Genomic DNA, 21,910 nt, shown 5'->3' on the forward strand with positions numbered 1-21,910 from the left:
CCATCACCTAAGCAGTTCATCTTCCCATCAACAATGAAACGTTATAACATATCATTTGCGAAATCAACGGGATGTTTGTTTTGGATTTGGGCGTCAGGGTGGAGAGAGAGTGTGCTACTTGTTACTAAAGAGAAATAATTCGAACATCATCAAAAATAATGATCCCGGATTAATCGAGGCAGAGATCCGCTATCTATTGAACGATGGAGAATATAGGGCCGCTCAACAGCCCTATTCTCCCGGCAATTAATTTCGATAGTGTTACAAGAAACAGAAAGATTTTATACGGCCAACTTAACTTTACATGCAGTTAGGCCAAGCGGAGCTTCTGAACAATATGGCCAACCACCAGATCGGGACAATCTGACAGATAAAAATGGTTACCTGCGTATTCTTTCAATTGGAACTCACCATTGGTCCACTGCTGCCAACCCCGAGCTTCATCGGTGCTCAACTCAGGATCATCCCGTCCTAGCATCGCGGTGATGGGGCAATCTAAAAGTTGGTCCGAGGACATCTTGCTGGTTTCGATCAATCGATAATCCTGGCGTATAGTGGGAAGCAGCAGGGCTCTTAACTCAGGAATCTCTAATAATTCAGGGGCAGTACCACCAAGTTCAATAAGTTGTTGGCAGAGAGACTCATCACTCAACTGGTGTACGTTTCCACTCTTTTGAAATTGTGGCGCTTCGCGCGCAGAGACAAATATGTGTTCAGGACCGCGCAATTTTTCGCGATACAAGGAGAGAGCCAATTCATGAGCAACTGTAGCTCCCATACTGTGCCCAAATACTGCCCAAGGTTTATCGATGACAGGTTTGATAGCCCTACTTAACAAAGCAATTAAAGTTTGCATATCTGCGGGCATAGCTTCATTACAGCGTTGCTCCCTACCCGGTAAACATACGAGAACCAACTCTATGGAAGCTGGCAATAATTTCGCCCAGGGCCGGTAAAGTGATGCTGAACCACCAGCATGAGGCAAACACAAAAGTCGGATAGCCGCTTTAGGTTGAGGGCGAGGAATCTGTAGCCAAGCGCCGGACATAAATTTATCTCAATAAGAAATTTGAAGCCGTGAATACTAACTGTTAATTCTTAATTTAGAAATCCAAAGAAGATTCAAAAAATCACTCGCCTGCTCCACCCAAACATTTCAGGAGACCAGCATGGAAAATAATTTACTTAATGGTTACACGCCTCACCCGAAGGAACTAGAGGCTTTCTATCAGCAACAAGGAATTTGGGATAACCAACCTATTTGGGAGCTGATCACGCGTAATGCGAAAAACTTTCCCAACCGATGCGCAGTTCGGGATCTATCGGATCAATTAACTTACACAGAATTGGTTAACGAGGCCGATAGTATTGCCGCAGGCCTGGTGGTACAAGGCTACAAAGCTGGGGAGCGGGCAATACTCCAGTGGAGCAACCAGGTCAGTTTTATTACAGCCCTGCTCGGCTTATTTCGAGCGGGACTGGTTCCTGTACTAGCTTTGCCTGCACATCGCCAAAATGAAATATGCCATTTTGCACAGGTCTCGGGTGCCAGTATCTATATCACTTCAGGAGCGGAAAGTGGTGAAAGCCGTCACAGCATGATAGAACAAATTGCTTCGCAATCTCCGACCTTGCGAGGCATATACAGCTCTGATGAAAATGACACATTCCCTCCCCTGCCCAGAAGAGAATGCCAAGGCTTCACCCCAGTTCCCGTAGACCCCAACGCCCCAGCCTTATTCCTCGTTTCCGGTGGCACTACAGGACTTCCGAAACTTATTCCACGCACCCACAATGACTATCGTTACAACATTACCTGCGCTACCGCCGCTTGTAATTTAGGAAAAGATGAAATCTACCTGGCAGTACTCCCCGCCGCCCATAATTTTCCACTGGGTTGCCCCGGCATTCTGGGCACGCTATCCATGGGTGGGCAAGTAATATTCACCAAAGATGCAAGCCCGGACTACTGCTTCGAGCTGATAGAGCGCTACGGCGTAACCGCCACAGCCCTGGTCCCAGCACTGGCTCAGGTCTGGACTGCAGCGACAGAGTGGGAAGATGCTGATTTAAGCTCTCTCCGCTTACTGCAAGTCGGTGGCTCAAAGCTGAGTCCAACTGACGCCAATGCTGCAATAGATGCTTTTCCCGGTGCACTACAGCAGGTATTCGGTATGGCCGAAGGCTTGATATGTTACACCCACTACGAAGATAACGATGAAACCATCACCAATACTCAAGGCAGACCTATGAGCTCCCTCGATACTCTAAAAGTGGTCGATGAGTACGGACAGGAAGTGCAAGCCGGAGAAGAAGGAGAGCTGCTCACTCGCGGCCCCTATACACTGAGAGGCTATTACCGTGCAGAAGAACATAACCGACGCGCTTTTACCCCAGATGGCTTCTATCGCAGCGGGGATCGTGTACGCATTCTGGACAATGGCAATATTGTAGTTACCGGGCGACTCAAAGATGTTGTGAATCGGGGCGGGGAAACATTTGTATGCGACGAAATTGAAGAGCACCTACTCGCCCACCCCAGCATTCAACAAGCAGCTGTTATGCCCTTGCCGGATAAAGTGCTAGGAGAGCAAGTTGGAGCAGCTATTGTATGTGCAGATAATGCGCCCACCCTAAAAATGTTACGCAACTTCCTGACCGAAAGAGGCCTGGCCACCTTTAAGCTACCAGAACATCTTAAAGTATTATCTCGCCTTCCAGTTACCCCCGTAGGTAAAATTGATAAGAAGAAGCTTTTGGAGCAAGAAAATCAGTAGGGAGTAGATTAGCCCTAATGCATCACTGAACAATCAATTTCGATTAGTTTAGTGATGCTACTGGCCAAAAAAGGACGTACTTTTTAAATAAACACGAGGGCAAATACTCCATACCGCGCCTAATTATCCGCTCAACCTACCCAGTGGCTATCTCTTAAACCCTGCCGACATGCACTAATAGCGGGTATTGCAGCTACTATCAAAGTACTAACAAGCACTGCCCCCAAAAGCATGATTGTATGTTCGCCCATACTAAATCCATCAAGATAAACTCCAAACTGATCTGCCAACAGCGGCTCAACCAGCCAGACTCCTAATATAAGCCCTGCAACTGCGATTACAGCACCTAAAAGCAAAACCAATAGTGCCTCAGCCTGGATCAATAAAAATAGAAACAATGGGCCCGATCCTATAGTCCTCAGCAATGCTATCTCTGATCTTCGCTCACGCATCGTAGAAAGTAGCAAGATACACAAGCCAAGTAATGCAGCTAAAACAACCATCGCAGAGACAAAAAATAATATCTTTTCAATACCTCCCAGTATCTGCCAGAGCTCCGATAATGCAATGCCCGGCAATATTGCCAATAGAGGCTCCTTGGAATATTCGTTAATTTTTCTCTGCACCTGGAATGTAGCCATTGGGGAATTAAGCCCCAGCAAAAAGGCAGTAATGTTATCTGGCACCAGATCATCATGCTCCACATCAGCGCCGTGGACCGCTTCCAACCCTGCCAAGCTTACGTACAGAACTCGATCTACTGGAGTACCTGTGGGTTTGAGTATCCCCCTAACAACAAATGAATTTTCATCGTGCTCAGTAAAATGAGTTCCAACCAAGCCGTGCGCTAATGTTAGGGAGTCATCGAGTTGGTAGTCTAGCTCACGAGCAACCTCCGCCCCCAATATCACACTAAAAGCATCGACAAAATTCTGGCCACTTGAAAGCTCCAATGGCCTCTTATTCCGATACCGATAGTGATCGAGAAATCCAGTTGAGGTTCCCACCACTCTATAACCTTGATGTGAATCTCCTAAGGATAGGGGAATAGCCCAATTAACTTGCGTGAGCTTAGCAAATTCCTGGTAACTCTCCCATGAAATACGGTTACTGGCATTCCCGATATGGAATATGCTGTACAGTAATAGATTTAACTGTCCAGTGGGCGCTCCAACAATAAGATCTACCCCTGACACCGTACGACCAAAGCTGCTTTTAGTATGGCTTCGCAACTGCTCGATACCCAACACTAATATCAAACTCACTGCCACAGACAAAACGGCCAGGGATACACTTCCCTTACGCTGCATCAGGCTATGCCAGGCAAGCTTAATAAACATCGGCCAACGCCTCCGGTGCAGTATCCCAATCGGGCCTGAGTTTCCAGGCAATATTTATTTCGCGCATATCCGCAACCAAAGGGAAGTGTCGTTCCAGGGAGCTATCGTGACTGACAAAAACCAGTGTGCATTTCTTTTGCTCACAAGCATTCATCAACAGCTGGACAAATGCATCTCTCGCTTCGGGGTCTAAAGCTGATGTAGGCTCATCAACCAGTAACAATTCCGGTTCATTGATCAATGCCCGCACAATTGCCACTCTCTGTTGCTGCCCGACACTCAAGTGGACCACTTTCTTGGGAAGAACTTCCTCTCCCAAACAAAGCCCAGTTAATAGCTCTCGCGCCCTACCCCGTAAATCGCCACGGAAGCCGGCAAAGTGAGTAGCTACACGAATATTATCCTCCACACTCAAATAGGGAATCAGGTTAAATTGCTGGAAAACTACACCAATATGTTTCGCCCTGAAACGATCCCGTTTGCGTTCACTCAGTGCACCCAGAGGTAGACCTAGAACCTTAAGGCTTCCAATTTTTGTATCCAGTATACCTGCCAATAAGTTTAAGAAGGTTGACTTTCCACTGCCGGAGCGACCACGTAAAAATACCTGCTCACCAACAGGCAGCGACCAATAAGGGACTTCTAAAACTGCTGGGCCTGTTCTATAGGCAAAGCGCAACTGCTCCACTTCAATCGCAAGTTTCAATTTTGTTGTGAGAGTATTCATCTTGCACCTCATTTGCAGCATGGATTCTTGCAAACAGATATATAATGATATATCACATCATTTTATACAGTAAATAACCCCTAGCTATGAACAGATGCCCCCTCTCAACAGCCTGTACCCTGGCCGCTGCGCTATTGGTTGCTGCCTGTGATACTAGGGTTGAAACCAGTCAAGTTTCACCCCCAGTTCAAGAACATACTCAAGTCAAACAAATAAATATCAATTATCGCGAAGTCAGCTGGGAAGAGTTAATCCCAAAAGATGACCTGGATGCGTTACTCAACCCACCAGAATACATAGATGATATTGTTGAAGGCTCGGCTGCCGACTCAATGCCTACAACATCGACTATTTCCGAAATAAGCGAAGACGAAAGTCGTTACCAAGCCGCTTTGACCTCTACCCGAATAAAACCAGAGTTTGACAATCAACAGATACGTATTGCCGGATTTATAGTCCCAATAGAATTCAATGACGAATTAACGATCTCCCGTTTCCTTTTTGTGCCCTATTTCGGAGCCTGTATTCATCTGCCACCCCCACCGCCAAACCAGGTTATCCATGGCAGATTTCCTGAGGGAGTTCAAATTGAGGCTCTGTACGAACCCTTCACTATAGAAGGGAAGCTAAGAACGCTGAAAAAAGAAAGCGAGTTCGGTACTGCAGCTTACAGTATGGAGGTGGATAGTATTCATCCCTATAAAGAATAACGCCCCGGGGAGTGCTGCTCACCCGAGGACGCTATTTCAACTATTGTCGGCTATTGACCCATCTCCCGAACCAGGTATCCGGCACCGTCAATATTCTCCATTACCCAGAGGATATAAGCGATATCCACATGTATCGCCCGGGTACTATCGGTAAAGTCCCAATCAGCATTGATGCTATCGTAGGTTCCATCGAACACAACACCCACCAGCTCACCGCGACCATTCATTGTCGGAGATCCTGAGTTACCGCCCGTAATATCTACGGTACTTAAGAAATTAACCGGCACTGAATCCAGCTGCTTTTCATAGTAACGGCCAAAGTTCTTCTTATCGATAGCTTCCATCAAAGCTTTGGGGGCATCAAAGGGGTCCTCACCTGTGTACTTCGCCTTAATACCACGCAAGGTTGTAAAAGGTACAAAACCTTGCTTACCGTCATTACCATCGGCAGCCTTTTTAATCGTTCCGGCTGGTGGCTCATAGCCTTTAACCAGGCCATAGGTCACGCGGAGGGAGCTATTTGCATCCGGGTAGACCGGCTTACCTAAGGAGTGGTAATAATCTATCAGCATCTCCATATACTGTGGGCGCAATTGGGCGAAACGCCCTTTCATGGATTCCTCATGCTCTTCACGGGCAAGCATGTCATCGTACATGGCCATTGCCAGCTGGATAAACGGATCCTTGCTCTCTTTAAAGTCTTCAGGCTTTTTACCGATCCACGCTTCACGTACCTCGACATCGGAAAGCTCTGTTTCCTTATACATTTTGTCGAGAGTTGCCTCTAAGTCAGTATTGCCTTTGCCGATATTCAAGTAACGATCAAAGCTGGCTATACGCTGCTCCTTCGGGAGCGCCTGGTAACGGTCCAGGAAGTAAAGCCAGATCTGTTTGTCGACTGATGGGTGATAGCTGCGCTCTATACGACGCATGCCCTCTTTGAATCGGGTTAGATCCCGTTCCTGATAACCCGGCTTGCGCTCAACATCGGGTTTTTCGTTCTCTTTGGCCAATCGATACAGTTTGCTCGCGGCACCCAGCATGGCTGAACGATCCATATAATCGATGGCCAGGTCCTGTTCACGGGTTGATTCTTTTTCTACAACCAGCGCCTCAAGATCATCGATCGTCGACTGGTATTTTTTCTCGCGGGCCTTGTCTGAATCCACCCAAGCTTGCAAATCTTTTTCCAGCTTTTCTTTACGCTGCAATAGATCACTGCGCTGGTAACCCTCCATCATACCGGTAAAGTTTTTAGAGTAATTATTCAAACCTGCCACGAGGCTTGCATACTTTAACTCTGCATCTTTATTGTCGGCAGTTGCCGCACCAATCGTTTCCGACCATTCACCCAGTACCCGCTGCATGTTTGGGTAATACCAGTTGAAGTTGCTTTCCACTTCCTGGGCAGTGCGATAACGGTTGGTACGCCCCGGATAACCGGCAACCATCACGAAATCACCTTCTTTAGGCCCTTTTGCCGCTACAGGCAAATAGTGCTTGGGCTCGTAAGGGACATTATCTTTGGAATAATCAGCCGGTTTACCATCTTTGCCAACATAGGCGCGGTAGAAAGCGTAATCGCCGGTATGGCGAGGCCACATCCAGTTATCGATATCGCCGCCGAATTTGCCAATCGAAGACGCCGGCGCATGAACCAAGCGCACATCGCGGATTTCCAGCTGCTTAACCAGGTAGTAGTTCAAACCGCCGTAGTAGCTATAGACCTCACAACGATGGCCCGGATCTTTTTCACACTCGGAAACCAGCGCCTTCTCCGCTTCTTCGATAGCGGCAAAACGTGCAGCACCATCCATCTCATCTGTCAGGCGTTCGTTAACCTTGTCCGTTACTTCGTTCATTGCAACGGTGACGTAGACGCGGGAGCCCGGTGCAGCAGGCAGCTCTTCAGACAAATCTCCGGCCAGGAAACCTTCAGCCAGTAAATCCTTGGATTCAGTTGAATTGTATGAAATTGAACCGTAGGCGCAGTGGTGGTTGGTAATCACCAATCCCGTGGGAGAGACAAAGGAAGCGGAACATCCCCCCAGGCTGATCACCGCGTTCATTGGAAATTCGGTAAGCTTGGTCATGCTGGCTGGGTCCAGCTCCAGGCCATGAGTCCGAAGCTCTTTGGACAGCTCAGGCAACTGGTGAGGTTGCCACATGCCTTCAGTCGAAACGCTCTCTTTCTCTGCGGCAAGGCTGGCGCAGCTCGCTCCAGCAAATAATGCAGCAGTTGCAACTCCGTAAACAATAGAATTATTGATTTTCATATTTACTCAGCAATATTTAAAAAATAACAGGTTAATTTTGGTTAATTCCCAACGCTAACCCTGTCTTTTCCGGTACACCGAAAATTCACATATAAACACGGCAGGCTGACAGAGTAACATACCCTCCCCGGCTGCAGGCCGGCACGAAGCTGCACCCCTAGCTAAACCCTGCCAATCATTGCCATTATTTCCCTGGCTTTTCCACTCAAATGGGATAAACCATAAATACACAATTGATACACTGTATCATTTTGATCCAATCAAATCTGAACAAAATGTGAATTACGACGACAGCAAGAAAGAAATCTGCGATAAACAGTTTTGCAGCTAAAAAGAATATCGCCGAATAACCTACTTGCGCCAGGCACTGGTCAATACGCCTCACCAGGGCTCCCTCCAGCTATCAGAACTCCCGATGAATTCGGGCTTCAAGCTTGATTCTCCCCAATATTGGAGGTTGCCTAGGCCGACCATCCTCAATCTGATATGTTATATCATAGCCAAACTTAAAGGATGGGTAGTGTGAGTGAGGAATTTAGGTATTGCACCGCCCGCCACAGCAGAGAGCAAAGCAATTAAAGCCTCTGAAAATAGTGTTTATTAGCCGAAGTTACTTAATTGGAGATTAGCTTGAGCCTGACCGACTTTACAGAAAGAAGCCATGAGACACTTATCACACAAGCTCCAAGTGCTGAACTGGCTCCGAAAGAGGAAGGACTGTCAGTGGCAGACCTGCCAAATACCCGTCGGGCCGTATCTGCAGATAATGGAGAAGTTTTAGCAGATATTTTCCAAGCTGATATCAATATGGCCATCTGGCAACGGGAACTGTCCAGTAGCATAGCCAGTGATTGCCGCACCCTCTTAAGTAGTGGTGTCCATCCCAACCGTAGGATTCTATTACCTACCGCCAAGATCGAGCGTCTCGGTGAAGCATTGCCAGAGCTTGGTCCCTACCCGCACTTGTGTGCTGATATCCAGTTACTGGCAGATATGTTCAGTTACCTATTCGAGCTAAGCGGAGTCGGTATTCGTTTAACAACCCTGAACGGTGCAATGTGCCCCAAGTTTCATGTAGATCGGGTGCCCTGCCGATTGATTACGACTTATTTAGGCACGGGGACTGAGTGGCTGACTCCAGACTCTATTGACCCAAATACGCTCGACTTAAAGGCTAACCAGGAATTCCCCTCAACTTCCATCAATCACCTGACATGCGGCTCAGTTGCTCTACTCAAGGGCGAACTCTGGGAGGGCAATAAAGGTTTTGGCCTAATCCACCGCTCGCCCAGTGTCGAGCCCGGCCAACTGCGACTGCTACTCACATTCGATTTCGGATCCGCCGACGAATGACGAGCGCTTACTGGGACGTAAAAATTCTATTAGGAATAACTCATGAAACTTACCGCGAACCTTTTCGCACTGATGACTCTTTCAAACTTGGCCCATGGAATTTCCGGACAGGTATTAGATACTTCTGGAGAGCCCATCTATGGCGCCAGTATTGAAGTCGCGGGAAGTCGACAACAGACCCAAACAGATGCCCAGGGCCGATTTTTACTTGAGGTGAATACTTCGCAACTCCGCGAAATCCACATCAATGCCCCAGGGCACAGCCACAAGACAATAATTCTAAAGGCCGGTCAGGATGAGCCCCTCATGGTTACCCTGCAACACACCGTTATCGAGCAAATCGATGTAACAGCCACACCATTACATGCCTCCACTATTGAATCGGCACAACCTGTAACCGTAGTAGCTGGCGAAGAGCTACGTAGAAAACAAGCCTCCACTCTGGGAGAAACCCTCAAAAATGAAGTGGGAGTTCATTCCAGCTACTTTGGACCAGTAGCCAGTAGTCCAATCATCCGGGGGCTCAACGGCCCCCGTGTTCTGATTACCCAAAATGGACTCGACAGCGCTGATGCCTCCCGAGTTGGCCCAGATCATATCGTCGCCACAGAGACAATTACCGCAGAGCAGATAGAAATCCTGCGAGGCCCTGCCACCCTGTTTTATGGGTCCGGAGCCATCGGTGGTGTAGTCAATGTGGTAGACGAGAGAATACCCACCTCTGGTGAAAACAGGACTGCTTATTCGCTGGGAAGCAATACTGTTGCAAATGAGCGCGAAGCTTCACTGGCTCATACCGGCGGTAATGACCAGCTGGCATACCACGTGGACAGTTTCTGGCGCAAAGGTGACGACTATGAAATTCCCACCTCGGGCGACCATGACGAACATTCCAGAGGAGTATTAGAGAACAGCGATTCAGAAAGCAACGGGTTCAATATTGGTGGCAACTGGTTTTTAGATAATGGATCTATCGGCCTTGCCTATGGACGCCTGGAGCGAGTTAATGGTATTCCCGGGCACGGTCACTCTGATGAACACGAAGATGATGAATCAGAGCATCATGATGAACATGAAGAAGAAGTAGTTTCTGATTTGAAACAGGACCGATGGTAGTTGGTCAGTGAACTGTCTCTGGACAACATATGGTTGAGCGGTCTGGACACCAGAATTGGATACACAGACTACGAACATTCTGAAATCGAAAACGACGCTGTCGGTACAACATTCAGCAATCAGACACTTCAAGCTCGGGTCAACCTATTACTGCAAGAAAGGGCCGGATGGCGCGGCGCAATAACCCTGGAGAGCAAAACTACAGATTTTGAAGCGATAGGTGAAGAGGCCTTCACCCCGCCGAGCACAACAGGAAGCTCAGCAATTGGGCTGATACAAGAAAAGCACACGGGTGAATTCCTATGGCAATTAGGGGCCCGTATCGAAAGAGTCACGGTTGAAGCTGCCGATGATGAATGGGAAGGAGAAAATCTAGATAAACTGGCTTTCACGCCCTATAGCGTTTCTGCTGGCTTGGTCTGGGATATCGCCGCCAATTACAATGCCGGGATCTCTTTTACCCACGCACAACGGGCCCCCAGCGCCGCTGAACTTTTCTCGTATGGCCCCCATATCGGCACCAGTAGCTTCGAAGTCGGCGCGCTCTTTAAACTGAATGATGACACAGAAGAACCCTATTTTTACTATGAAAACAATGTTGATGAAGAGGTATCCAACAACATTGACCTGAGCTTTCGCAGGCATTCAGGAAATATCGGCTGGGTACTGAACTTATTCTACAACCAGATAGATAATTTCTACTACGAACGCAATACGGGCTACACCAGTGAAGACTTTGAAGAACACGATCACGAAGAAGAAGAAGAGAGTCACGATCATGGCGAATTACCCGTTTATGTCTTCGATCAAGCGGATTCGACACTCTACGGGCTAGAAGCTGAGTTTGCCTGGCAAATATCCAAGCCACTCACATTAACACTGTGGGGAGACACTGTTCGTGGAAAGTTGGATAACGGAGGTAACCTGCCTCGCATTCCACCTGCACGATTGGGCAGTATGTTAAGTTATAGCTCCAATGGATGGGATGCAGGAATTGAGATTACGCACGCGTTTGAGCAAAACAAAATATCAGAACTGGAAACTAGCACCGCTGCTTACACACTTTTGAATACTGAGCTTGCGTACACTTTTCTAGGAAATCAGCACAACCTTACAGTCTACCTCAAGGGTAATAACCTAACTGACGAGTTAGCCTATGTGCATTCATCCTTCCTGAAAGAACTTGCTCCACTTCCCGGGAGGAACTTTAGTGTTGGATTGCGGGGCATGTTTTAATCAAGGGAAGCTCTAGTCAGTCAAAAAAAACCATCGGCAATGATTATTACCGGTGGTTTTTCTTTTATATGAGTAGTACTTAATAAGTACTGAGAAATATTCTAGCGTTTCTATAAATTTACCCATAGGACGTGCAGTTACCAAAAGTCTAATTAGGAATTAACATGACTCAGCCAATAGTACCCGAAGATTTTAATGCTTGGCTGCATTGTATTACGATAGAATGCGGTATTGAGCTAACACCAGGCTTTGTTGATGAACGTATCAGCGCACTCCAAGATAAGAATAACTACCATACCCGTAACTTTGTTCTCTTATATGGGCAAGAGCACCACCAAAAAGTCCTCAACTGGTTTAAGCAAGTGCGTGAAAAAATATAATCTAGCACCTATCAACACTTTCGGCCCATCTGCAAAAAATGAAAATCTGACAAAGAATATAAAAATCAATCCAACTTATCAAAATGAAGAAAATGTAAAGATTTTTTAGTCATATATCACCACCATATAAAATTTAGATATCCATCCACCTCTTTATTTAGCGACAGCCTGTGGACCATTTTTAATGCTCCGGCAGTGCCATGACGCGACTTAGCTTTCGCGCATCTAGAGTCAGGAATGTTCCTGAAGGGGTTTGTTAGTAAATAGAAGGAGCCAAGTTAATATACCTGGAAAAACTATGTTTTTGCTCCGCTTGAGCCTCTATTTAAATAATTTTCTTATTGTGCCAACCTTTGATTTGCGGGGAGAAGTGCCCTAAATAGATATGAAAGAAAAATACAATAGGACTATTCCACTCACTGACAAGCGGAGATCCCGGAATTTTCCGTTTTTCTTTAGATGTTTATGTTGCGTTAACAATCGCTCAGTAGATATTCAATCTGGTTGGCTCGGGCAATAATCTGATTGTCGAGGCAAATGGGAGTCTTTCGCAGATACGTATCCGTCTAAATGCTGATTTAGGAGGCACCAGACTTGAAGAGATACATCTGGCCATAGACATAAAACATCTATTTTCGCAGATATATACGAGTAGCAAATCAATTTAACGATCAACGGACCGTATAGAAAAAATCGAATATCATTTTTAACGATTGGCTGAAGCCGTGGAAAGGCTCAAAATGATACAGGAATCACTTTGAAATCTCAGGGGGCCTTCCCACACAGTATTTAGCGGGCATTTCATCTAAATCAACCGCCTTCATAAGCTGTCTACTTGCCTCAAGATAGGACTCTGCAGTTGCGCCTGACCAATAACCCGTATCACAAGTCAGAGAAACACAATCCCCTCCAAAAGTTACAAAAGGCTTATCACGTACAATCTTGCATGTGCATATGGCCTTGAGCGGATTCATTGGGTCGACAATACAAGGCTGATCCAGGCAATCTGTCCACGGTTTACCCTCGGGGCAGGAAAGTACAGGCTTAGTAGGAGCCTGAGCGAAAGAAAATGTCGACAAGGCTTTTTTAACGCCGTTTGAGTTGGTCGCAGGTATCCGCGTTTTACATTCTGATAACCCAAAGTTCAATCCTTTGTTAACATCACACCTACATATTGCATTTGAATCCGGATTCCTGGGGTCTGGAATACAGGGGGCAGATGTGCATAAGACATACTCATTACTGCAAATGATACCCTTGCCACTTTTGATGGAATTAAGATTGTCTTCTTCAGCTGACGTTTCAAATCTCACAAAGACAAGGGCAATCAAAACCACTGTGAGTAAAAATGAATGCTTCGTCATGAGTGTCTCCCTTGGAATTTAAAAGTCGAATTGAATATAAACTGATATTTCCCATTTGAAGATATACTTTTGTAGCGCTCAAAAGATAGTCTCAAGTTACATCTACAGAGACTATCAATAATGGATTTTAACGCCTACATTCTCATGAATCTTCTCGTATAAAATAAAGACGACCTGGCATATAGGAGAACAGAGCGAGATAGAGAACTTATTCCGCCGGCTGAGAGGGTTCAGAGGTATTACCAGTCGTTTTGATATTTTAGATTCTTAAGAGGTTTTTCACTTATTGAAAACAAGTTGATTAGCAATAATTGGACCCAGTGGCTATTATCACTAATGGCCACAACAGTAGAACTGTATAACGGTACGAACAGCCATAATGAGTGACTGAATTTGGTTAGAGTGAGTGAGGTATGCTGAAACCCCACATATCACTCACTGTTCATAGTGATTAACTAGTATATGATCAGATTACAAACTGAACTCTACCCTACTCTCACCTGACTTTAAGGTATAGCTTTGATTTCCACTGCTATTATTTACAGTAATAGTGTTCACTTGATCCCGCTCAATCTCCATCAGCATCGATTGCTTAATGCTCAATTTTTTACTGGAAAGATCTACCAAAGGCACTTCCTGATATATCCAGATATCATGAACATCGGCTTCCATACCTACCCAATTGAGATTTAACACATCACCATTTTTCTGGCTAACCTGGAATCTTGAATTGACATAGTTCTCCATCTGTTGTTGTGCTTCATTCAACTCTTTACCGGCACTTATTGACAAAGCTTTTTCAATATCAGCAACAAAAAATCGGTGGGAAATCTCCAGTGTTTGAGTGCGTTCATTTACTGAGAGGCTAGTCAAACCAAAATGATAGCGATGTGCATTTGCCTGGAGTGCAATTACTGAGGTCGTTACTACCAGCAAAAAGGAAAATAAAACTTTCATCAATTACTACCAATACATAATGAATGTTTCAGATAGATATTTTGCGTCAAAAACACAAGTTGCAGCTCCCCAAACCAATTATCAGTGAGCTGCACTTTTCTCCAAGGTTTAACCTGCCTCTTTAAGTTCTACATCCCAATCCTTCATCAAATTACGCTGCTTTTCATCCTTAAATAGCTCCAGGCGCGACTTGATAATGCGGCGTGGGTAGAAGTTGTTCTCTACATTGACATCTGCTGTTTCCCAGTGGGGATCAAGCACTACTGACTTCAGCACCTTACTCTTATCCCTCACCAGCATCTTGGAGGTCTTCTTAGCATTGCGAGTCCAGATTTCAGCGGGGATACGCAAATCCTCAACACTTCCATCTTCATATTCCAATCGCAGGAACAGGGGCATTACCAAGCCACCAATATTGCTAAAGTCCAGCACGTAGACATTACTCTCAACCTTGAGTAAATCTTTTTCCCAGTCCTCCAGATCCTCCAGCTTACTTCGGTAGCTATTGCGATCTGCATTGGAAACATCAAACTCGTCGTGCTTGTTATAGAAGTCTTCCAATTCCGGTTTACCATCAACGATACGGGTCAACTTTCTCGCGCGGTTCTCAATAACAGTGATAGTCTCCGGTTCCCGTTCATGCTGAGCGCGCTTCCAAGGCCCTTCCACTTCAGGGTTTTGTGTACCAACGGTGTAGTGATGTACAGCATCAAGGCTGATATCAACATTATCAGTAGTGTAGAACCAGCCGCGCCAGAACCAATCCAAATCCATACCTGATGCATCTTCCATAGTACGGAAAAAATCTGCAGGCATAGGGCGCTTGAACTTCCAACGTTGGGCATACTCTCGGAAAGCGAAGTCGAACAGCTCACGTCCCATAATGGATTCACGCAGGATATTCAGTGCAGTTGCCGGCTTTCCGTAGGCATTGTTACCGAGTTGAAGTACTGATTCCGAGTTCGTCATAATCGGAACCTGGTTCTCGCTCTTCATATACTCGACAATTTTTCGCGCATCTCCGCGGCGAGATGGATACTTTTCCTCCCACTCCTGCTCAGCCAGGAACTGTACGAAGGTGTTTAGCCCCTCATCCATCCAGGTCCACTGGCGCTCATCAGAATTAATAATCATCGGGTAGTAGTTATGCCCTACCTCATGAATGATGACCGAGATAAGCCCATACTTGGTGCGGCGGGAGTAAGTACGCTTACTGCGGTCCTCCTCATCAATTTCTGGCCGCGGACCATTAAAGGTGATCATGGGGTATTCCATTCCCCCCACAGGGCCGTTGACTGAAATAGATACCGGATAGGGATAATCAAAACTGTAGCGGTTATAGACGTCTATTGTATGAATAATGGACTCTGTAGAGTACTTATCCCACAGAGGAGTGCCCTCTTCTGGATAGAAGGACATTGCCATTGTGTCGGTACCGCCCTTTTTATAACCCTGTGCATCCCACAAGAACTTACGCGAAGATGCCCAGGAAAAGTCACGGACATTTTCTGCTTCAAAAACCCAGGTTTTGCGCTCAGTTGAACGACTTTTCTCATTTTCCAGGGCCTCGTCCTTAGTGACAATCATCACGGGCTTATTCGCAGTACGGGCCTTTCGCAAACGCTCACGCTGCTTGGAAGTCAGCACATCCCTCGGATTTTGAAGAACGCCGGTGGCGGCAACGATATGATCTGCCGGCACCTCGATAGCGACACGATAATTTCCAAACTCAAGCGCAAATTCGCCGCTCCCCAGGAACTGCTTGTTTTGCCAGCCGCTAACATCGTTATAGGCGGCCATACGCGGGAACCATTGGGCTATTTCGTACAGGTAGTTATCATCGCGCTTGAAATATTCAAAACCGGAGCGACCACCCAGCACTTTTTGCTCAACAACTTTGTAAGCCCAACCAATCTGGAAGCTCACACTGGAACCGGAGGCCAGTGGCTGGGGCAGGTCAATTCGCATACCAGTATCAACAATAGTATGTCTAAGCTCCCTCCCCCGTGTGTCAACCACTTTAGTAATCTGGTATCCCCCTGGAAACTCCCCAGATACCACCGCATGACGAAAACTATTAAACGGGATGGTATCCGGGGCAATGGCTTCCAGGTTAACCGGCCTCGCCAAATTACCAGAGGAGTTAGGCTTGAAGCGATTTTGATCCAGTTGCACCCACAAATAACGCAGTGTATCTGGCGAATTATTGGTGTAAGTGATGGTCTCTGAAGCGGTTATCAGTTGCTTATCATCATCCAGTGAAACCTTGATATCGTAGTCCGCTTGCTGCTGCCAATAGGCATGACCCGGAGCTCCCGACGCAGTGCGATAGCTATTAGGTGTCGGCAGCAGCTCCTCCAACTGGCGGAACTTATCACCGGTTACATTTAGGGGGTCTGCGGCAAAGCTGCCCGAAAAGCCGGACATAGCAAGCCATGCCACTGTTAAGCGGCCGAGTAATTTTATATTCATTGGTTTACTTCAGAGGTTTACGTCAGATTACAATTTTATAGAACACGGTCCCCAAAAAATGATCAGGGTCTTTGCAAGCATTTGCGATAAGCCAGGCCAGATTTGAATATCCGGCCTAACAGCTATTTGGATTCATAAAACACTTTTGTTTCTGCATCCTGATTATCTACCAGAGCATCGATCCAGGACTTCTCCATCTCATCCCAGCCCAAGGGTACCTGGTTAATCACCTCCATTCGGCTTTCCAAAGTGTCATCCAGCTCCAATACTGTGAGCACTTTGTCAGCCTTGTTAAATCCAAATACACCTTGCTCGGTAATAAATACACCCTTGATTCTCTCAGCTTCAGCGCCGCTGAATAGTGAAAAGAGCGCATCATAGTCAAATATAAATTCAGGGCTAAAACGCCAGCCACAGCTGTAGTACCCCTCTCCACTATTCTCTGAGCGGAGATAACCACACTCCGGTAATAGCTCAACTTCATCCACCGACTGATTTACCGGATGCTGGTGATCATTCCCTGTAGAAACCTGGAAACCACTTGAAAGTAGAAGCCAGTCTAGCTCGATACGCCCCTGCTCCACCACTTGAAGAGGTTTTTCTGTGCCTTCACCTAAAAATGAGAGAAAACGCTGAAGGTTTTGCAAGTCCTCAGGACCATAGAGGTCAGACTTGTTGGCAACCACCAGGTCGGCAACTTCTAATTGCTGCCGAAAAGTCTCACTACGCAAATAGCGGTCGTCCTCTATACAGCGGGCATCCACTAAAGTAAGCGTACCACGAAGGTTCAAAACACCGCCGCGTACAGCGTCGGACAGCGCTTCGAGTACCTCTCGCGGATGCCCCAGACCCGTGGGCTCGATCAATAAACGATGGGGCTTGGCTTTGGCCAGTAACTGGTTTAAAGCAACCTGCATTGGTAAGCCCGCCGCACAGCACATACAGCCTCCGGGTACCTCCCGGATATAAATGCTGTCTTCCTGGTCCGGTTCAAAAAGTGCGCCGTCAACACCCACCTCTCCAAACTCATTGACCAGAACAGCCCAGCGTTCATCATCGGGCTTACTTTCCAGAAGGTGGCGGATTGCGGTCGTCTTGCCAACACCCAGAAAACCGGTGATAACGTTGGCGGGTACCCCGCGTATCAACTGACTAGCCGCCACTAAGCTGCTTCCCGGCTACATTCATCACAGACACAATCCAACTCTAGCTGCGACGTTTGAAGATGAAACCCAGCACTTTCAACCGTATCGCGCAGCGCGGTGATGACTTCCGGTCTGATGCCAATTTCCCTTACTTTGCTACACCGGTTGCAAATTAAAAACTGTGGGGTTTGGTGGCTGTGATCACAGGCAATATGAGCACATGCCAGATACTTGTTTTCTGAATTAAGCTTGTGAACCAAGTTCTCTGCGGCCAGGAAGTCCAGCATTCGATAGACTGACATGGCAGGAATTGAGTCGCCGACGTCACTATTGTAATGCTCCGCTATTTCGTAGGCTGAGAGCGGGGTTTTAGACCGCAGCAAAACGGTTAGGACATTCTTGCGCTTTTCAGTCAGGCGCGCCCCTGAGCTACGGCAGGCTTGTTCTGCCACGCTCAGGGTCTGTCTGATTTGGGATGCTTTCATAGCTATTTCATTTGCAGTTTGTTGTCTTTAACAGTGAGCAGTTCAGCCCCCTGTCGACCGGAGCTGACCCATTGCACTGCAATCCCATGAATACCGGGAAATCTCTCGAACAGGGTAACAATAACGCTGTTGAACTGTGCCAGATTATCACACTTGAATTCATAGCTAGCATGGAAACCGCTATGTACCGAACTATCACTGCTAACTTCCGAGCTATAAGGCACCTCAACATCCACGCTTCGGGGCTTACAATTGGTTCCAACAAACTCCAGGAAAAGATCAGGCTTAGCAAGTTCGAGGGACACCTGATCCAACAATTGTTGTTGAGCATGGCTACGTGGCGCGTGCTCAAACCCCACCAGATTGGCTGAAGGTGACTCCAGCTCGATACGGACTCTATCTGCCTCGGCCACCAGGTACATTACTGCCTCACCGTGAGTATGCCCCCCCATATCTCCGGCAACTGGACCGGCAACAAACAAAGCAACCAACGGAACCCGTGCAAAATTCATTATCCTCACCTAATCAACCTAAGCCACCTGATATATCAAGCGCTGGTTTACCCAGTGGGCGATGATTAACAAGCCAGCACCGAGGATACTGGCGACTAGCTCCCATACTCCCTCCAGGTAAAGCGCCCCAACCAATAGCAGTGCCCCAGAGAAGCCCACGACCATTACCGCATAGCGTTGATGACGTCGACAGGAAGCTGGGAAGCTGGCCAAAGCCAGGGTCACTACCGGCACGAGCAAAAGCAAGTGGAGAAACTGGTCGTCCTGCAGTGCACCCAATATCCCCAAACCACCCAATAACGGTAATAATGGGGTCAAAAGACAGTGCACTAGGCAAACTCCAGAAGCCAAAATCCCTAAAGTATCTCTCACAACAATCCTTTTAATCTTCGAGTATTTAAGACAGATAGCCACACTTCAGCCAACGAAATGATATGTTATATCATAAATAAAATATTTCAAGTCAAACAGAGCAGTGTGACTAAAGGTTCATGAAATGCCGCGAATCAATGAGCAGGAACTGCTGGGGATGCCCACCTCAGACTATATGAATGAAAAGCAATTATCTTTCTTCCAACAGTATCTACTAAATCTCAAAAGTGACCTACTGATGGAGCTTGGATGGAGCTTGAAAAAGGGCGACTGGCAATGGCTAACACGAAGTTGGCCCTAGCTAATGACCTGGACCGAGCAGCCGCAGAGCAAGAGAACCTGCAGCGCCTACGCTTTACCGGACGGAAGAATCTGTTGTTACGTAAGACCCAGCGGGCTCTAGAAAAGATAAAAGATGGTAGTTATGACTATTGTGAGATCAGCGGTGACCCTATTGGCCTGCAACGCCTACTATTAAGGCCCACCGCAGAACTTTCCTATGATGAGAAAGCTCGCCAGGAACTACTAGAGCGCAATTTCAATGAGCGAAGATAAGGGCCATCCATATCAAACCCGGGCATCTTCCCGAGGAAGCATATTGCTCAAATGAGCCACTTAAAGAGGTTTTCACGCTATTGGGAACTTTAGGGAACTCCATCTCCCTTGAGAGGGCTGAGTGCCTGAACCGTTGGCCGCCTCAAGCACCTGCAAAATTACTAAAAATTACCTAACACCCTACTATTTGAGGCTCCTCTCGAATACTTTAAATCACTTTCCTTTACCTTAAATGACTATCAAAAAAATGAGAATTTTTATTAACAATTGGCAAGCTAAGCATTGTACCAAGAGGGAACAATCCACTGACCAAAGTGCCAGTCTCGAGGTACAAACCTTCCGTAGCCTTGCCCCAATCGGTCGGGCTTATTATTGGTAGGGTTCATTGCCCAGCCCTCTGCCAGGGTGACATTGACACCATGTATTCTGCACATTGCTATAAGCTCTCTAAAAGCCTGCAAAGTTTGAATAACCACTTCACTGCGGGCAGGGGTAAATGCAATAAGGGGTAAATCTATGTCATTCACATATGGGCGTGCGGCTTCATCACTATGCCATAACACATTTCTTCTAGGAAATGGCCCCCACTGGCCAGCTCCAGTTCCGGCTCTTGGGCTGTGGATGCAGCCGATAGTAGAATTGAGTGTCTGACTTATTTCATAAATCCGATTAGTTATATTACCCAGCTTGGTGCCTTGCCCTTGAGTAGTGAAATTTCTCTCCAAATGAGTTTCGATATGTTGGCGCTGCGACCAAGCTTGAGCAGTGCCAAGAATACGGCGATCATCTCCATATCGATCAAATCTCCTTGCGCCCTGCTTAAATGGCCAGATGGCAAATAGATCATAATCTCCGGTAATAGCATTAAGGGGATGCTCATTTCGAAAATGACGATGCTCCACAGGGTTGGTCATTGCCAGCAGCGGCTCATACATATCTTTGTACTTAGTGTCATACTGAACAACAATATTGCCACGCTCCTGAATAAAGCCTGACTGCCTGCTTTTTTCTTTATCAACATAAACACCCCACATATCTCCCAAGCATGTGTTAACCCTGATAAGTGAATAATGAAAAGTAATGCCACTGGGGTGATTGGCCACTCCCTCGTAACGATCTTGAGTTTTCCTTATGACATTAATCTTTCCATTATGAATAAGCCAATCAACCCGTTCTTGATGTAAGCGAAGAGGTGTTGTTGAAGCTGTCCAACCTGCCCCAGAGTTAAGGTCGGTAAAAGCCTCATGATGCTGAGCCCGGTTATATGCCGCTTTTCCCATCCCATGTTTATTTAACCGAGGGTCCAGCAAAACGAAGCCTGCCATTGGTCCCCAGTCACATGATTTCCCATGGATCCTAAAGCCCTTTGTGTCATATCCCTGCTCAAGTAATTGAGTGCAGGTTGGCCCTGTTGCACGAACGATAATAACGCAACGGTGGGATGCGGCAGTTGCTTTAAATGCATCTGCGTGGGTTGCTGGGCAGCCTATAATATTTTGACGCAGTGCGGCATTATTGAATATCAGTTCCATATATCAACTTCCTGTCTTGGAGCTACCTACATATATTTTAATGAGTTAAAAACGAAATAGGTTCGAGAAAATTTCTTTTAGTGCTAAATCATTGGATCGATACTTCACGATTCCAGAAATAAGCCATTAGAAATTGAGGGTGTAACACAACAATAAGCAATTGTGGCGATAGAATATTCTCGTAAACAAACAACACTCCTCCCGTGTTATGAATTCAGAAATTCGATCACCATCACTGAAGCACTCTTTTTAAAATCACTGTTCAGCATTCTGAACCCAATTCTGTTTATAGATATATTTCGATGAATCCCTACTGAACCAAACTTACAAATGCCATTTATTAAGCCCAACCTATTTGGCTGATCTGAATAGGAAGATGCTCTACTCTGTATCCACACGTGAAGACAAAACTACATAAATGCAAAACAGGGCTATCCTATTTTTTTGGTGAACCAAAGCAAATTGACTGTGATGCCTTTCATACCAGGCAGGCTCCAAAATCACCTATCCGCTACACCCATAACTTACACGGAGTTTGGAATCCCACCTTTAGATTCTGGACACACTTTTTTATTTTTTGGTCTTTTAAATTTAGCCGTAT

At 46.5% G+C, this 21,910-nt stretch carries 20 protein-coding genes; 8 read left to right on the plus strand and 12 right to left on the minus strand.

The window, feature by feature from the left end; genetic code table 11:
- Window positions 1–310: 310 nt before the first annotated feature.
- Window positions 311–1,048: a thioesterase II family protein gene (locus ACJJIP_RS10450; protein ID WP_444946867.1), complete on the minus strand. Its 738-nt coding sequence runs from the start codon at window positions 1,046–1,048 to the stop codon at window positions 311–313.
- 121 nt (window positions 1,049–1,169) lie between these two features.
- Between ACJJIP_RS10450 and ACJJIP_RS10455 the strand changes: the two genes are divergently transcribed.
- Window positions 1,170–2,777, plus strand: coding sequence for a (2,3-dihydroxybenzoyl)adenylate synthase (locus ACJJIP_RS10455; protein WP_444946868.1), 1,608 nt, complete (start codon window positions 1,170–1,172; stop codon window positions 2,775–2,777).
- A 131-nt stretch (window positions 2,778–2,908) separates the two neighbouring features.
- Here ACJJIP_RS10455 and ACJJIP_RS10460 read toward each other — a convergent pair whose 3' ends face one another.
- Both ACJJIP_RS10460 and ACJJIP_RS10465 read right to left on the minus strand, forming a co-directional pair.
- A complete protein-coding gene (locus tag ACJJIP_RS10460) occupies window positions 2,909–4,117 on the minus strand; it encodes an ABC transporter permease (RefSeq protein ID WP_020415347.1) in 1,209 nt (402 codons plus the stop codon).
- Window positions 4,107–4,844 carry an ABC transporter ATP-binding protein gene (locus ACJJIP_RS10465; protein ID WP_444946869.1) on the minus strand — a complete coding sequence of 246 codons (738 nt, stop codon included), beginning with the start codon at window positions 4,842–4,844 and terminating at the stop codon, window positions 4,107–4,109. The genes ACJJIP_RS10460 and ACJJIP_RS10465 overlap by 11 nt, the downstream gene beginning before the upstream one ends.
- Before the next feature lie 86 nt (window positions 4,845–4,930).
- On the opposite strand from ACJJIP_RS10465, the gene ACJJIP_RS10470 reads away from it, so the two are divergent.
- The gene (locus ACJJIP_RS10470; protein ID WP_444946870.1) at window positions 4,931–5,554 is read left to right on the plus strand and encodes a DUF3299 domain-containing protein; all 624 of its coding nucleotides are present in this window, start codon (window positions 4,931–4,933) and stop codon (window positions 5,552–5,554) included.
- Between the two features lie 50 nt (window positions 5,555–5,604).
- Here ACJJIP_RS10470 and ACJJIP_RS10475 read toward each other — a convergent pair whose 3' ends face one another.
- Window positions 5,605–7,830, minus strand: a complete 2,226-nt coding sequence (locus ACJJIP_RS10475; RefSeq protein ID WP_444946871.1) for a S46 family peptidase — start codon at window positions 7,828–7,830, stop codon at window positions 5,605–5,607.
- Window positions 7,831–8,460: 630 nt separating this feature from the next.
- On the opposite strand from ACJJIP_RS10475, the gene ACJJIP_RS10480 reads away from it, so the two are divergent.
- From ACJJIP_RS10480 to ACJJIP_RS10495, 4 genes are all read left to right on the plus strand, one after another.
- The gene (locus tag ACJJIP_RS10480) at window positions 8,461–9,183 is read left to right on the plus strand and encodes a DUF1826 domain-containing protein (RefSeq protein WP_444946872.1); all 723 of its coding nucleotides are present in this window, start codon (window positions 8,461–8,463) and stop codon (window positions 9,181–9,183) included.
- 42 nt (window positions 9,184–9,225) lie between these two features.
- A complete protein-coding gene (locus tag ACJJIP_RS10485) occupies window positions 9,226–10,299 on the plus strand; it encodes a TonB-dependent receptor (RefSeq protein WP_444946873.1) in 1,074 nt (357 codons plus the stop codon).
- Window positions 10,300–11,535: a TonB-dependent receptor domain-containing protein gene (locus ACJJIP_RS10490; RefSeq protein ID WP_444946874.1), complete on the plus strand. Its 1,236-nt coding sequence runs from the start codon at window positions 10,300–10,302 to the stop codon at window positions 11,533–11,535.
- Window positions 11,536–11,699: 164 nt separating this feature from the next.
- Window positions 11,700–11,915 (plus strand): PD-(D/E)XK nuclease superfamily protein, encoded by a 216-nt coding sequence (locus ACJJIP_RS10495; protein ID WP_282950661.1) that lies wholly within the window; start codon window positions 11,700–11,702, stop codon window positions 11,913–11,915.
- 752 nt (window positions 11,916–12,667) lie between these two features.
- Here the strand turns inward: ACJJIP_RS10495 and ACJJIP_RS10500 are convergent.
- From ACJJIP_RS10500 to ACJJIP_RS10530, 7 genes are all read right to left on the minus strand, one after another.
- Window positions 12,668–13,279, minus strand: a complete 612-nt coding sequence (locus tag ACJJIP_RS10500; protein ID WP_020415338.1) for a hypothetical protein — start codon at window positions 13,277–13,279, stop codon at window positions 12,668–12,670.
- A gap of 471 nt (window positions 13,280–13,750) precedes the next feature.
- Window positions 13,751–14,236 carry a DUF6702 family protein gene (locus ACJJIP_RS10505; protein WP_282950663.1) on the minus strand — a complete coding sequence of 162 codons (486 nt, stop codon included), beginning with the start codon at window positions 14,234–14,236 and terminating at the stop codon, window positions 13,751–13,753.
- Window positions 14,237–14,344: 108 nt separating this feature from the next.
- Window positions 14,345–16,708, minus strand: a complete 2,364-nt coding sequence (locus tag ACJJIP_RS10510) for a M1 family metallopeptidase (protein WP_353375375.1) — start codon at window positions 16,706–16,708, stop codon at window positions 14,345–14,347.
- Between the two features lie 122 nt (window positions 16,709–16,830).
- Window positions 16,831–17,871 (minus strand): CobW family GTP-binding protein, encoded by a 1,041-nt coding sequence (locus ACJJIP_RS10515; protein ID WP_444946875.1) that lies wholly within the window; start codon window positions 17,869–17,871, stop codon window positions 16,831–16,833.
- Window positions 17,871–18,338, minus strand: coding sequence for a Fur family transcriptional regulator (locus ACJJIP_RS10520; RefSeq protein ID WP_020415334.1), 468 nt, complete (start codon window positions 18,336–18,338; stop codon window positions 17,871–17,873). Before ACJJIP_RS10520 ends, ACJJIP_RS10515 begins: the two co-directional genes overlap by 1 nt.
- Before the next feature lie 2 nt (window positions 18,339–18,340).
- A complete protein-coding gene (locus ACJJIP_RS10525) occupies window positions 18,341–18,850 on the minus strand; it encodes a ZrgA family zinc uptake protein (protein WP_444946876.1) in 510 nt (169 codons plus the stop codon).
- An 18-nt stretch (window positions 18,851–18,868) separates the two neighbouring features.
- Complete coding sequence (locus ACJJIP_RS10530; protein ID WP_444946877.1) at window positions 18,869–19,264, minus strand: MerC domain-containing protein; 396 nt, start codon at window positions 19,262–19,264, stop codon at window positions 18,869–18,871.
- A gap of 82 nt (window positions 19,265–19,346) precedes the next feature.
- On the opposite strand from ACJJIP_RS10530, the gene ACJJIP_RS10535 reads away from it, so the two are divergent.
- Both ACJJIP_RS10535 and ACJJIP_RS10540 read left to right on the plus strand, forming a co-directional pair.
- A complete protein-coding gene (locus ACJJIP_RS10535) occupies window positions 19,347–19,523 on the plus strand; it encodes a hypothetical protein (protein WP_444946878.1) in 177 nt (58 codons plus the stop codon).
- Window positions 19,499–19,777: a TraR/DksA C4-type zinc finger protein gene (locus ACJJIP_RS10540; protein ID WP_444946879.1), complete on the plus strand. Its 279-nt coding sequence runs from the start codon at window positions 19,499–19,501 to the stop codon at window positions 19,775–19,777. The genes ACJJIP_RS10535 and ACJJIP_RS10540 overlap by 25 nt, the downstream gene beginning before the upstream one ends.
- Before the next feature lie 275 nt (window positions 19,778–20,052).
- Here the strand turns inward: ACJJIP_RS10540 and ACJJIP_RS10545 are convergent, their stop codons facing one another.
- Window positions 20,053–21,309 (minus strand): anthrax toxin-like adenylyl cyclase domain-containing protein, encoded by a 1,257-nt coding sequence (locus ACJJIP_RS10545; RefSeq protein ID WP_444946880.1) that lies wholly within the window; start codon window positions 21,307–21,309, stop codon window positions 20,053–20,055.
- Between the last annotated feature and the right edge of the window lie 601 nt (window positions 21,310–21,910).

Source organism: Microbulbifer variabilis (assembly GCF_052467165.1).